The organism is Enterococcus sp. LJL90 (assembly GCF_056924355.1).
Map to the genome: position 1 here is coordinate 348400 of NZ_JBXPBQ010000001.1, position 13769 is coordinate 362168.

The following is a 13769-nucleotide window of genomic DNA, read 5'->3' on the forward strand; positions in this document are numbered from 1 at the left end:
TATTTTATTCAAAAAAATATTTTTATTCTTGCAATATTGTGCGTCACACACTATAATAAATTTATGAGGTGATTCGATGGAAAAATCATTATCGCAATCTTTTATCACGGAAATGCGGCGGGGCAATTTAACTTTGTTGGTGCTAGCATCTTTGTATCAGCCCCATTATGGATATGAATTGTTAGAGGTTTTACAGGATGTAGGTGTCGCCATTGAAGCCAACACGCTTTATCCTTTGTTGCGGAGATTAGAAAAACAGGAATTACTATCTAGCACGTGGGATACAACTGAGAGCCGCCCCCGTAAGTATTATCAGATTAGTTCATTGGGGGAAGAAATTTTTCGGGAATTATTAGTGGAGTCAAAAAAAATGTCGGTCAGTTTACAAAGGATTCAAGGAGAGGATGAGTAAAATGAATTGGGTTGAAGCCTATATTAATCAAGTTATCGGCTACCTGCCTGATGGGGAACAGGCAGAAGTCAAAAAAGAATTGTACAGCAACATTATGGACATGTTGCCAGATGATGCGACGGAGGAAGAAATTAAATCAGTCTTAATGGAGATGGGCAATCCCCGCAAATTAGCGGAAAAATATCGGCAGCATCCCCGCTATCTAATTGGGCCAGCTGTCTATGATGACTATCTGCGGACCTTAAAAATAATTATTCCGCTAACGGCGGCAGTCGGCGCAATCATCGGCGGTATCGTCACGTATTTTGAACAAGTTATTGAAGGCATGAGCATCGCTGTTTTTACTGAGGTGCTTTCAGAGGCCATCGGTTCGGGAATTTCTTTGGCATTACAAGGTTTGGTTTGGACGACTATCGGCTTTGTCATCATAGAACGGACTGGTATGTTGAAGCCTAAAAAAGATGACTGGCAAGTTGATAGCTTAATCAAAACACCGGTTGCTAAAAAAATTCCTCTAGGGGATACAATTGCCGAATTGGTCATTCAAATTGGTATAATCGGCTTTTTACTATTTGCTAACTTTACCAGCTTCACTTTTATTCAAACAAACACTCGCGTTGTCGTACCTGTTTTTGAACAGAGCTTTGCCGACTTTGCTGTGATGGTAATTATTCTGTGCTGTTTAGTTGAAGTGTTTGCGATTGTCTGTAAGCTGCGTTATCGCCGCTGGACAAGTCTGGTGACTATCAGCAGCATTATTTCATCGTTAGTTAGCGGCTTAGGTTTCATTTGGATTTGCAGTCAAAAATTGATTTTTTCAACAGAAATCAGTCAGTTTCTAGCAACACGGGATTGGGCGGATGGCGATTTGTTACGTTTCTTCAATGAAAACAGCAACGGCCAAGGTTTGCCAGCACCAATTTTCAGTGGGATTGCCACAATTTGTCTTGTGGCCACTGCAATTTCAATTGGCATCTCTCTCTATCGTTATAACAAGCAGCGTCAAGTCGAAAAGAATTTTTCCTTTGGCGTTGAAGCGTAAATACAATAAGTATCAGCCTGCCTAGATTTTTAGGCAGGCTTTTTTATGACACTTGTCATAGTCAAGTTGTGACAGCCATGACTACTGGACTACCGGCAAAAGGTTTAAGCTTGAGTTATTAAAGGGGGCAACACAATGAAGACACCAATCTTAACCATTAAAAATATTTGTAAAACTTATCGTCAGCAACCGGTTTTAAATCATATTTCTTTTACCTTGCAGGCTGGTGAGATTGTCGCTTTAGTGGGCAACAATGGCGCCGGCAAGTCGACTTTGATTAATATCATCAATCAATTAATTCCTGCAGATGAAGGTCAGGTAACTTTTTTTGACGGTAAAGCCAATCAAAAAGTAAATAGACAACGTGTCGGTGTGATGCTGCAAAAAAATATGCAGCTTGCCCGGGTGACGGTGAAAGAGACACTGAATTTAGCGAGAAGTTATTATCAAGCACCATTGCCTTACCAAGAATTGCTAGCAATTGCCGATTTGCAAGGCGATGAGCAACAATTTGTCGCTAAGCTATCCGGTGGTCAAAAACGCCGATTGTCATTTGCCGTAGCGTTAGCGGGAAATCCCGATATTTTATTTTTAGATGAACCGACAGCCGGCATGGACAGCGGTAGCCGTCAGAAACTTTGGCGCTTGATTGAAGAATTAAGACAGCAGGGGAAAACTTTTTTTGTGACGAGTCATTATTTAGCAGAGCTGGAAAACTTTGCTGAGAGAATTTTGATTTTAAAAGAGGCGGAAATAATTTTTAACGGCAGTTTGGAACAGCTGCGGCGACAAACAGCAGCAGCGGAGATTAGTTTCCATTCGCAGCTGTCACCTAAAATTTTCCAAAGCCTCCCAGAAGTTTCTGAAATGCACACAACCGGCGCTTTTTACCGGTTAACAACCAATAATGTCAATCAGCTAATGCTGCAGCTGACACCCTACTTATCGGGGATTGAAAATTTAAGCATCCAGCAGAATTCTTTGGAATCTTTATTTACGACAATCAATGAAGGAGGCGCTATTCATGGCTAATTTTTTCTATCAAGTGGCAATCAATTTCAAACGGATTGTCTTTCGCAATCTGCGCTTTTTTCTCTTTAATTTAGCACTGCCGATTGGTTTTTATTTATTATTTACCAAGGTGATGACCAGTGGTATGCCTCAGGAAATGCTAAAAACTTGGAATGCTGATTATTTAGTCAGCATGGTGCTCTATAGCTCGCTCTTAAGTTCAGTTTTGACGGTCTCCAGCACGCTTTTGAATGACCAAGAGGACTCCTTTGATTTATTTATTGAGCTGAGCCCGATTCCCAGATGGCGTTATTATGCTTCCATGATGTTAGTCTTTTGGTCTTTAAATATGTTAGGGGTGGTTGCGCTAGGAATCGTGGGGATTTTAGTAAATCAGGTGGCCCTTTCTCTAACGACTTGGTTGATTTTACTGCTTGCCGTGCCGCTGACCGCCATCCCCTTAATTTTTTTAGGAATTATGATATCATTAATGGGAACGAGCAATGTGGTCAATTTATTAAGCAATTTAATCGTTTTTCCAATGGCGATTGCCAGCGGGCTTTGGTGGCCCCTCTCCATAATGCCAGACTGGCTAAGGACGATTGGTGAAAAACTGCCGACTTATTTCAGCAGTCAATTAATCAGCGGCTTCATCCATCAAGAGCCTTTTGATTGGAGCAATCTCTGGGGGCTATTGGCTTGGAGTGTGATTGGTCTGGCGGGAATTGGCGTCACATTATATTATCGGAAAGCCAAGGAGCTGCAAACGATATGAAAAAATTTTTCCAACAGCATATTTTATTTCCTCAGCGCTTTGGTCTGATGCCATATTTTATCCTGACGTTTTTAATTCCAACTGTTATTCAGCTACTACCACTTGACCGCCCGGCTAAGTGGTTTTTGGCAGTCCTGCTACTGGTCTTTTTAAAAGCCTATCGGGATGGTTACGAGGTGACAGAAAAATTAAATATCGCAATTGTTCTACAATTAATCATTGCCCTAATTTTTGGGATTTTTCTGAGTAATGGCTATTTGTTTGTCTTTACTGCCTGGGAAATCGGCTCCCTACCGATTCAAAAGAGTAGGTACTATCAATTTTTAAAAGGATATTATCTGGCGTGTGCCATCAGTTTGCTGCTAGGTTTTTTGTATTTAAATGAGGTCAATAAAGCAGCGCTGTATAATACTTTAATTGCCCTGCTGTTTGCTATCAGTTCACCGATTATCGCCCGCTCGGTGAATGAAAGCAATCGTAAAAATTATCGCCTGCATCAAACCAATCAGCGCTTAGAGGCGATTATTCGCCAAGGAGAAAGAGAACGGATTGCCCGGGATTTACATGACAATCTCGGACAGGTCTTTTCGATTATTACGATGAAAAGTGAAGTGGCCTTAAAGTTACTAGAGAAAAAGCCAGAGCTAGTGGCTCAGGAATTACAGGAGATTGCTACTACTTCTCGCAACAATCTGACAATGGTCCGCACCATTGTGGAAAATTTACAGGAGCGCAGTATTGCCAAAACTTTAATCGAAGAAGAAAAAAATCTGCAGGTGACAGAAACAACCCTCTTTACTCAGAGGGAGGAGCTGGCAGAAAATTGGCCGCTGGCAGTGCAGGATGTTTGTTCAGCAATTATTAAAGAAGCCATCACCAATATTATCCGCCATAGTCAAGCCAGTTTTGCCGAGATAACTTTTAACGAAAGTCAACGGGAATATCAGCTGCAGATTACTGACAATGGCGTTGGTTTTAAAACAGTACGGGCAGGGTCCTTTGGTTTGCAGGGGATGACCAATCGTGTGGAATCAGTCGGGGGCGAGCTTCAGATTGATGGTGAGACTAGTCAGGGTACCCAGCTGATTCTCAGCTTACCGAAGCTATCAGAAGTGTCCGCTGATGGAAAAATCAAAAAAGACAATCAAGATGTTTCGAGTTAGCTCCAGCGCAAAATTTTTCGAGATAAATTTTTTTAGATAAACTGCAGCTATTTTTGTAGACAATCAGGCTTTGGAGGGAAATCAATGACAACCATATATCTAGCAGAAGACCAAGAAATGCTCAATACCGCTTTAAAAACTATTTTAAATTTAGAAGACAATTTTGAAGTTATCGGCAGCAGCCTGACGGGAGCGGCTGCCCTACAGGAAATTCTGCAGTTAGCACCAGATGTCGCCATTCTCGATATTGAAATGCCTGACATGACCGGCCTAGAAATAGCCGCTCAATTAAGAATCCTCAAACGCCCAATCAAGATTGTCATTTTAACAACATTTGCCAAAGAAAGTTATTTTCAACAGGCCTTATCTAGTGAGGTCAATGCCTATTTATTGAAGGACAGCCCCAGTGAAGTTTTAATTCAAAGCGTCAATCGAGTGTTAGCAGGCGATACTATTTTTTCTCCGGAGCTAGTCAGAAGTGTCCTCAAAGCCGAAAAAAATCCTCTCACCAAAAGAGAAATGGAGATTCTACAAATCATCCAAACGGGAGCCAACACCACCCAAATCGCCCAGCAAGTCTTTCTTTCTGAAGGCACAGTCCGCAATTATATTTCCTCCATCCTCAGCAAAACCGCAACTAAATCGCGGATTGAAGCCATTAATGTGGCGATGGCGAATGGCTGGCTGGGGTAGGGGTTTTTAAAATTTATAAAAACTAACCAGTCCGTGAATACAATTTCATTAGGACAAAGGGTATACTTATCTAGCAGCTACTATTTTGATATTGAGGAGATATATAAGATGGTGAATTTGTTATCTTCGTCACCTTAATGAAGGGGGAGGATTTTAAAGGCGCACTGATGGCTTATGAAGATGAATTTATTGATGAGTCCACCATGCGCTGGTTTACGAAGTCCCCCAGAAAAATCACTTCCCCAGAAGTAAAAATTTTGCAGCAGGCGGCAGACTGGAACGTTCGGGTCTTTGTAAAAAAATCTGACGATGAAGGAACCGATTTTTATTATCTAGGCGAAGTCAAACCACTTCAAGAAACCATCAAAGAGTTACAAAAACCGATTAGTGATGGGACTAAAAAAAGCGTGGTGGAAATGGACTTACGTTTTTTAGACCCCATTGAAAACCGTCTGTTCAAATATTTAAATTGACAGTAAATATAGAGAAGCTAAACTGCTAATATTGAACGAACACTACCCAGGAGCACAACAATGGAATTTAATGAAAAACTGCAGCACTTGCGCAAAGCACAGGGCTGGACACAAGAGCAATTAGCCAGCAAAGTTCTGGTCTCCCGCACGGCCGTTTCAAAATGGGAAAACGGCAAAGGCTATCCTAATATTGATTCACTGAAAAGCCTGTCTAAGTTATTTGGCGTTTCACTGGATGATTTATTATCTAACGAAGAGCTACTGGATTTAGCTCAGGAGGAGAATCGGTCAAACTTAAATCGACTCACCACGCTTGTCTACGGGAGCTTGGATATTTTGGTCTTGACGTTTTTGTTTCTACCGTTGTATATTCGCCAAGACGAGGATATGGTCCGCACCGTCAGTCTGTTTGCCAAACCAGATGTCAGCGACGTAACATGGGTGATTTATTTTGCGATTCCACTAGTCATGGCTATCATCGGGATTTGCGAGCTCTTAGCCGTCAGATTTTCCAGCAGCAAAAGTTGGCAGCAGCTGCGCTTAGCATCTATTTTTATCGCAGCCGGTTGTGTCTTAATTTTCATCGCCACTCGGCAACCTTATCCGACGACGCTACTCTTTTTATTTCTAATGATAAAAATTGTCTTAATGATAAAGCCTTTGAAAAATCAATAAAAAAAGCACCTTCTGCATCTGAACAGTTAAGCAATTGTTCAGATGCTTTTTTTGCTTCAAAAAGGCACCAGCCTTGGTAGAACAAGGCTGACACGATAAGTCACACTAATGTGACGGATAGATTCTTCAAAAAAAATGACTTGCTTGCTACCTTCAAAGGGTATCGCAAATCAAATAGATTGGAGAATTTATATGTTGCACAAACAAAAAAATGAGCTAAGAAAAACCTTACTTTCTTTCATGATTTTTGGGCTATTCACACTGTCCCTTAAGTTCATCGATGTCAAAAGTATCGGACCAGAGGGTTCAAAAGTTGGCTTTGCCGACCTGAATCAAAAGGTTTTTGAAATTTTGGGTAGGAATGAGACGTGGTATTTGTTGACAGATTTGTTTGGAGTGGTGGCGTTGTTAGTGGCACTCGTGTATGGCGTGGGCGGCTTACTTCAATTAATCCGTCGTAGGAGTTTATGGCAAGTTGATGCAGAAATTTTAGCGATGGGCATAGTTTATCTGGTGACCATCTTCTGGTATCTTTTCTTTGAAGTCCTGATTATAAACTATCGGCCGATTTTAATCGATGGCCTGCTGGAGGCTTCTTATCCCTCCAGTCACACAATGCTGCTGCTGACAATTTTATTGACCAGTATTTGCCAGTTGAAAAAGACGAGCTTGCAGCCAACTTTAAAGAAAATTCTGATTGTCTTTTTTATCCTTATCAGTGGACTGACTGTGGTGGGCCGGCTGCTCTCAGGTGTCCATTGGTTGACGGATATTATCGGTGGGATTTTGTTGAGTGTCGCTTTAGTTTATTTCTATTGTTGGCTGGTTAAAATAATCTATCGGTGGCAGCAGGCAAAATAAAAAAGCCTGTGCATTCGTCTGATTAACAGCTGAAATTCCGAGATATCTGGTGTCTATCTTTTTGACCTAGTAAATTCAGGAGATAAAAAGAATCTGTATTTTGCAATCCAGCAAGTTCAGAGTACAACTATACAATCCACCAGTGAGTATTACATACCATTATTGCTCAATTCGGAAATTTCGCTTGAATAAACTAATGTCACAGGCAAAAATTTTCTATAGTCTTTTTCCAAAATAATCATTGGCCCACCAACCATAGAGAATGCTTAGTATAACAGCAACTAACAATAATAGGTTAGAGACTGTCGAAATAAATTTGAAGAGGATAAAAAAAGGAATACCATAAAGGATAAGAAAGGCAGCGGCAAATAAAACACCGATATAACCGGGTTTTTGCCACCAAGATTTTTGAGAAAATCGGTTGTACAAAAAACTACCGATAAAACCAAAGCGCAGACGAATTTGACTTAAGGAATAGTTTTGTTCCCGTTGCTGAATAGTCTTCAACAAAGCTTGATCACCCTTTAATAAATAATCTAAAGAAATCTCAAAGACATCACTGATTTTCAGCAGTGTTGTAGTGTCTGGAAAATTATGACCATTTTCCCAATTGGAAATCGTTTGACGAGTTACATGAAATTGATCAGCCGCCTGTTGTTGAGTCAGACCTAATTCTAAGCGATGTTTTTTAAAAATTTCAGCGAACATAATTGCACCTCCTTAAGGAAAGTTTAGCCGATTTTATCTGGCTTGGCTAGCAAGCGTGATTTGACACCTTGCTATGACCGCATTCTAAAATAAAAAACCTCCACATAGCAGTAAATCACTACCATGCAGAGGTTGCACCATTTAATTTTCTCGAGTCAAAATAGTTTTGGTAATCGTTTCTAGATTTTCCCGAGTATTGTATTGGTTGGCGGGCAATTTTTTTATCTTGGCAATTGCTTGATTGGTGTATTGCTCAGCGTATACCTGAGCGCCGGCAACGCCGTCATATTGCTGCACCAATTGGAAAATTTCTTGGGCATCTTGGTCAGTCATCTCCGCTTTTTTATTTAAAAGCGGCTTGAAGGCTGCCGGATTTTTTTCAAAGGCAATCAACAGAGGTAAAGAATAAACCCCTTGGCGCACATCTTCTAAGACGGGTTTACCGATGTCAGTGGCAGATTGACTATAATCTAAAATGTCGTCAATAATTTGGAAGGCCATGCCGATGGCTAAACCGATTTCGCCGCTTTTTTTAGCAAAGGTCTCTTTATTGCCGCTTTCGTAGGCTCCGACAAAGCAGCTCAGTTGAAAGAGTTCAGCGGTTTTTCCAGAGATGTTTTCTAAATATTGTTCAACACCTATTTCATAGTGATAGCGGCTGTCCATCTGACCTAATTCACCGCCGAGGATTTTTTCCATGCTGCGGGAGTTAAGCTGTAGGCTCCGCAGAGAACCGGCGTAATCGGATAATAATTTAAAACAGAGGACAAATAAATAATCGCCGGCGTAGACGGCCACTTCGTTACCAAAGCTGGCGTTGATTGTTGTGACACCGCGGCGCATGCTAGAGCGGTCAACGATATCATCGTGAATCAAAGTGGCGGTATGCAGCATTTCAATTGAGGCAGCCAAAGCAGTGGCTTTTTTGTGATCTCGCTCTGGACCAAACTGGGAAAACAATAGCTGATAAGCAGGGCGCAGCATCTTGCCACCGGAATGAATCATCGCCAAAATCGCTTCTTCAACCGGTTTATTTTTTAAATTAACCGAGCTTTCCATCAACTTTGAGGTCATTTTCAGTTCTTTGGCCAGTTCGGGATAGGTCTGCCACATGCTGTGAAGTTTCATAAGGTTACTCCTTGTATAATACGTAATAATTTTTGGACTCTCAGTCCGGTCGCTTTAAAGTTCTCCCGTGGGAAAGTCAGGCTGGCTAAGAATTTTCATAAAATAGAAAAGCTAATGTTCTGCTAGTCAGTCTAGTGGCTGTCTTACAAATAATTAATTCCAGACTTGTTTAGTTCTGCGTTCCTGATCTTTTTGGAATTGGCGAATCGTGCGCACGTGCCGTAATAGATAATTGGCGGCAATGCCAATCGCAATGCCGGAGAGAATTCCCAAAAAGGATAGAACCGGCAGATACATCATCACCGGCCACGACTGGGCGATAAAGGAGGCTGTGACTAATTGGCCGACATTGTGGAGAAAGCCGCCGGTGGCACTAATCCCGATAATACTGACCCGTTTAGGTCCGAGTGATTTCATCAACAGCATTCCAAAATAGCTGAGGATGGCGCCACTCATACTGTAAAGAAAAGTAGAAAGAGTTCCACCTAGCAGCGTGGTCAAGATTAAGCGCATGCAGACTAAAGTGAAGCTGTCTCGTTTGCGTAAAGTAAAAATCGAAATAATCGTAATTAAGTTAGCCAGTCCCAATTTAGCACCGGGGGCAAAGGCAAAGGGATAGGGAATCATGTTTTCAATCAGGCCAATCACAACGCCTTGTGCAACTAAGAGGGAGATATAGATTGTTTTTTGCAGTTTATTCATAATCAGGCGCTAGTAAATCAAAGCGCCGTCTTCACTCCCATCTGATGCTTGAATTTCTAAAACTAGACGATGGGGCAGACAGACGACTGACTGACCGGCTTTGGAAATCCAGCCTTGCCGGACACAAATCTGATCGCCGCAGTTCGCCTCAGAAATCCGCACCCGTTCACCATCAATTTCGATAATATTATAATCGCCGTCTTCATCTTCGTAAGTATATGTATAAGAGGCTTGGTCAGCGGTCAAGTCGAAGCTGCGAATCTCAACGCCATCGACTTTTAAGACAGCTTGATAATTGATAGCATCTGCCTGTTGCGCTAATTGGTTTTGTTGGTAGCCAAAAATGACAATGGGCGTAAAAGATAATAAAAACAAGAAGAAAATAATAATCAGGTCCCAAGGTTTGAGGAAACTTTTGCGGGCGAATTCTTTAAATTTCAAAATACCACCCCTTCTAATTTGTCAGGCTTCATTTTAACATAACCCTAAAAGAAAGTCCTAGGAAACGATAAGCTTCCCAGGACTTTTTCATTATTTTTTTGAGTGGTGCTTAGGACTCGCCGTAGCGGGCTTTTTCACTGCCGTACCACCATTTTCCAAGGGTCCGTTGCAACCATGGAATTACCCAACGGTCTAACCCAACCGCACGACCGGAACCGTTCATCAAGGCAAAGGCAACTGGAATGAACCAGATGTTTACCCAATAGAACATCCCTGACAGACAGAAGGTGATGACTAAAACAATCGTTGTCGCATTAGCCAACCAAGTGAACAAACCAGCAATTAAAGCAAGAGCTAGGGCAATTTCAAAGAAGACCATGAATTTTTGGAAGAACATTGCCACATCATAGTTAGGCATTATCCAACCCATCAAGTTGTTAAACCAGTTAGGTGCTGCATCGAAAACAGCCATTGGTTCTTCGCCATAAGCGTAGCTCAAACCAAAATGTGGAACGCTGGCAACAACATCAGTTGCTGTGCTAGCAGCACCAGAAGCGGCAGTTGCGACATCGGCAGCACCAGAGGCAGCCGTTGCAGCATCAGCCGCACCAGAAGCAGCTGATGTTACTTCTGCACCGGGAACTGGATAGCTCCAAGCCCAAGGGAAGACACTTGAACCAGTGAACCAAGAACCTTCGCCAAACCAAGTACTTGGTTTGAAGTAAGAGCCGTCACCGACAACTTTTTTCATAGATTCAACTAACCAAACAAATCCGTAGAAGACCCGTAAAGGTACACTCCATAAAACATTACCATAACGAGATGAATGTCCGCGGGTTACATTGCGGTCATCTTTAATATGGAAGAATTCATGCATGATGTATTGGAACATCAAGTAGCCTGAACGAATATCAAAGAAGTATTTCAAGTTGACGATGTGTTTCATGACGATTGCCATAAAGCCGCTTAAGTGAATCATGTTAAAGAGGTTAGCAACCCCCCATTTAGAACCGATGGAAACCATGAAGCCTTGGTAGTTTCCTTTGAATTTATGTTTTTCGCCGCCTTTAATATCAGCAACAATGCTGGCTGCTGCAGTGTGACCTGTTTGTTCAGCTGCCTGCACGATTTGTGGTGTTGGTGTGTTTGGAAATTCTTCGTAGAACACTTGGTCACCGATGATGTAGATATTTTTATCTTCATAACCTTTAGCTTGCATGTATTCATTGGCAACTAAACGTTGGCCACGAGCTGCTTCTAAACCAAAGTCAGCGGCATCAGAAGTTGCTTTTACGCCGGCTGTCCAAATTAATGTATGAGTTGGCATTTCAGTGCCATCTTTTAATTTGATATGGTCAGCAGATACTTCAACGATTGGTGAGTTTTTCAACACTTTAACGTTTTTCTTTTCCAAGTAACGTTCTGCTTTGGCAGCATCGTTTCTGGTCAACATGTTCAAGATAGTTGGCATTGCTTCGACAACTGCTAAGCTGATTTCTGAAGGGTCAAGCTTGTAATCTTTTGCTAAACGCTCTTTCCAGTCGATTAATTCCCCGACCATTTCAATTCCGGTAAAGCCGGAACCACAGACCACAAAGGTTAACATTGCTTTGCGTAATTCTGCATCAGGTTCGATGGCTGCTTTAGCAACAATTGTTTCGATGTGTTCGCGAATCTTTAATGAGTCTTCAAAAGACCATAAAGTAAAGCCGTGTTCTTTAACACCGGGTGTTCCAAAATCATTTGGTTCCCCACCCATACCTAAGATCAAGTGATCAAAAGCATAAGAGCCTTCTTTAGTTGTAACGACTTTATTCTCTTTGTCAATTCCAGTAACGGTGTCTGTTACCAATTGAACATTTTTCTTGCGAGAGAATAAATGTTGTAAGTCATACTGGATAGCGGAAGGTTCCACCCGGCCACCAGCCACTTCGTGTAGTTCTGTCATCATAGTGTGATACGAATGACGATCGATTAAAGTAATATCGACATCGTTCTTTTTAAGTTTCTTAGCTAAAAATTTCGTAGCTGAAACTCCAGCATAACCCGCACCGACAACGACAATTTTTTGATTTGCCATTGAAATCGCTCCTTAGTATAAAAAATAAATTAGATAATAAATACACAAACAACTCTCATTATAGAGAGGTTTAGCTGATTTGTCTAACCTCTTTTACCGTTTTAATTATTTTTTTTGGTAATTCTCATAAAATAGCCATTGTCATTTTCTGAGAAAGCGGTCACGACCAACTGGAGCCTTTTTGCTAAAAGCAGCAACTAATTTTAGCATTCTGTTTAAAGGAGATTTCACAGAGTTTTTCTGATTTATTCAAGGAGGAAAGGCTGATGTATCAGCCGAGGGAACGGGAAATTGAAAAAAGCCATTGATAAATGTGAATTATTGGATTTGTGTAATTTCTTTATGAGAAAACAATGAAAACGATTGACTTCCTTTTTGATTTCACTACAATGTATATTGTATCACAATGTTATTTTTGTTAATTAGAGAGATAATTTTGAAGAAAGATAAGGTGGAAGAAAGATGAAAGCAAGCAAGTTTGTAACAGGGGTCGCAGTATTAGCATTCTCAACATTAATCTTAGGAGCATGTGGTTCAGATGATAGTTCAACTGGAACTAGCAGCTCTAGTGCAACAACCGAAAGCAGCACAACTGCTTCAAGCGCAACAACTGAAAGCAGCGCAACAATCGTTGCCGGTGCACCTTTAGAAGACGGTACGTACAATTTAGAAGAACAAAATTATTCAAATGGCTACAGAACTGTTTTCTCTATTACAGTTGTGGACGGCAAAATTACTGAGTCAAACTATGACAACGTCAATGAAGCTGGCGAATCAAAAGCCGATGATGAAGAATATAATACCCAAATGAAGGAAGCTGCTGGTTCAGATCCATCAGAATTTATTCCAGCGTTAAACGAATCTTTAGTAGCAACTCAAAGTGCTGGGGATGTTGAAGTCGTAACTGGTGCGACACATTCAAGTGAAAGCTTCCAAAACTACGCACAACAATTGATTCAAGCAGCACAAGCTGGCAATACTGAAACAATTGAAATCAACAATGGCGCTGACTTAACAGACGGCACTTACGAATTAGAAGAATTAAACTATTATAATGGATACCGCACAGTCTTCTCAATTACTGTAGCAGGTGGCGTTGTGACTGAATCAAATTATGACAACATCAACGAAGCTGGCGAATCAAAAGCTGACGATGAAGATTACAACACCCAAATGAAAGAAATTTCTGGTACTGATCCATCAGAATTTATTCCTGCATTAAATGAAGCTTTAGTTGCTGCCATGGCTGAAGAAGATGGCACGGCTGCTGATGTTGATGTAGTAACTGGAGCAACTCACAGCACTCATAGCTTCATCATGTATGCTGAACAATTAATCAATGCCGCTGAAAAAGGCGACACTACTAAGATTGAAATTGACAACATTGTCACTGAATAATCTTTAGTTTCTTATTTTGAAACCTTTGAGGCGAAAATCACTCTTGATTTTCGCCTTTCTTTTATGCCGTTTTTTTAGTTTCTCTCTATAAATACTGAGAAGGAATCGGCTGTGTTTGACGCTAGACAGCAGCTTTGAAAAACAATTACTGAAAAGCGAAATCCTTCTAAAAAAATTTTCATGGAATTATTATTTTTAGTGACAAAT

At 41.0% G+C, this 13769-nt stretch carries 15 protein-coding genes; 10 read left to right on the top strand and 5 right to left on the bottom strand.

The window, feature by feature from the left end; genetic code table 11:
* Window positions 1-76 precede the first annotated feature (76 nt).
* From AC1Z3S_RS01610 to AC1Z3S_RS01650, 9 genes are all read left to right on the top strand, one after another.
* Window positions 77-412: a PadR family transcriptional regulator gene (locus tag AC1Z3S_RS01610; RefSeq protein WP_461737170.1), complete on the top strand. Its 336-nt coding sequence runs from the start codon at window positions 77-79 to the stop codon at window positions 410-412.
* A gap of 1 nt (window position 413) precedes the next feature.
* On the top strand, window positions 414-1454 hold the full coding sequence (locus tag AC1Z3S_RS01615; RefSeq protein ID WP_461738888.1) for a hypothetical protein: 1041 nt from the start codon (window positions 414-416) through the stop codon (window positions 1452-1454).
* 135 nt (window positions 1455-1589) lie between these two features.
* Window positions 1590-2486 (top strand): ABC transporter ATP-binding protein, encoded by an 897-nt coding sequence (locus AC1Z3S_RS01620; RefSeq protein WP_461738889.1) that lies wholly within the window; start codon window positions 1590-1592, stop codon window positions 2484-2486.
* On the top strand, window positions 2479-3240 hold the full coding sequence (locus AC1Z3S_RS01625) for an ABC transporter permease (RefSeq protein WP_461738890.1): 762 nt from the start codon (window positions 2479-2481) through the stop codon (window positions 3238-3240). Before AC1Z3S_RS01620 ends, AC1Z3S_RS01625 begins: the two co-directional genes overlap by 8 nt.
* Complete coding sequence (locus AC1Z3S_RS01630; RefSeq protein WP_461738891.1) at window positions 3237-4403, top strand: sensor histidine kinase; 1167 nt, start codon at window positions 3237-3239, stop codon at window positions 4401-4403. The genes AC1Z3S_RS01625 and AC1Z3S_RS01630 overlap by 4 nt, the downstream gene beginning before the upstream one ends.
* Before the next feature lie 84 nt (window positions 4404-4487).
* Entirely contained in the window at window positions 4488-5096 is a 609-nt protein-coding gene (locus AC1Z3S_RS01635; protein WP_461738892.1) for a response regulator, read from the top strand.
* A 122-nt stretch (window positions 5097-5218) separates the two neighbouring features.
* Window positions 5219-5569, top strand: coding sequence for a DUF3427 domain-containing protein (locus tag AC1Z3S_RS01640; RefSeq protein ID WP_461739413.1), 351 nt, complete (start codon window positions 5219-5221; stop codon window positions 5567-5569).
* Window positions 5570-5629: 60 nt separating this feature from the next.
* Complete coding sequence (locus AC1Z3S_RS01645; protein WP_461738893.1) at window positions 5630-6244, top strand: helix-turn-helix domain-containing protein; 615 nt, start codon at window positions 5630-5632, stop codon at window positions 6242-6244.
* 192 nt (window positions 6245-6436) lie between these two features.
* Window positions 6437-7105, top strand: coding sequence for a phosphatase PAP2 family protein (locus AC1Z3S_RS01650; RefSeq protein WP_461738894.1), 669 nt, complete (start codon window positions 6437-6439; stop codon window positions 7103-7105).
* 216 nt (window positions 7106-7321) lie between these two features.
* On the opposite strand, the gene AC1Z3S_RS01655 is transcribed toward AC1Z3S_RS01650, so the two are convergent.
* The 5 genes from AC1Z3S_RS01655 to AC1Z3S_RS01675 form a co-directional block, all read right to left on the bottom strand.
* The gene (locus AC1Z3S_RS01655; RefSeq protein ID WP_461738895.1) at window positions 7322-7813 is read right to left on the bottom strand and encodes a helix-turn-helix domain-containing protein; all 492 of its coding nucleotides are present in this window, start codon (window positions 7811-7813) and stop codon (window positions 7322-7324) included.
* A 141-nt stretch (window positions 7814-7954) separates the two neighbouring features.
* On the bottom strand, window positions 7955-8941 hold the full coding sequence (locus AC1Z3S_RS01660; protein ID WP_461738896.1) for a polyprenyl synthetase family protein: 987 nt from the start codon (window positions 8939-8941) through the stop codon (window positions 7955-7957).
* Between the two features lie 153 nt (window positions 8942-9094).
* Complete coding sequence (locus AC1Z3S_RS01665) at window positions 9095-9643, bottom strand: Gx transporter family protein (protein WP_461737158.1); 549 nt, start codon at window positions 9641-9643, stop codon at window positions 9095-9097.
* A gap of 9 nt (window positions 9644-9652) precedes the next feature.
* Window positions 9653-10084: a NusG domain II-containing protein gene (locus AC1Z3S_RS01670; RefSeq protein WP_461738897.1), complete on the bottom strand. Its 432-nt coding sequence runs from the start codon at window positions 10082-10084 to the stop codon at window positions 9653-9655.
* Between the two features lie 109 nt (window positions 10085-10193).
* Window positions 10194-12164 (bottom strand): NAD(P)/FAD-dependent oxidoreductase, encoded by a 1971-nt coding sequence (locus AC1Z3S_RS01675; protein ID WP_461738898.1) that lies wholly within the window; start codon window positions 12162-12164, stop codon window positions 10194-10196.
* A gap of 462 nt (window positions 12165-12626) precedes the next feature.
* Here AC1Z3S_RS01675 and pplA point away from each other — a divergent pair, with 462 nt between their 5' ends.
* On the top strand, window positions 12627-13562 hold the full coding sequence (gene pplA / locus AC1Z3S_RS01680) for an extracellular electron transfer flavoprotein PplA (protein ID WP_461738899.1): 936 nt from the start codon (window positions 12627-12629) through the stop codon (window positions 13560-13562).
* The last annotated feature ends 207 nt before the right edge of the window (window positions 13563-13769 follow it).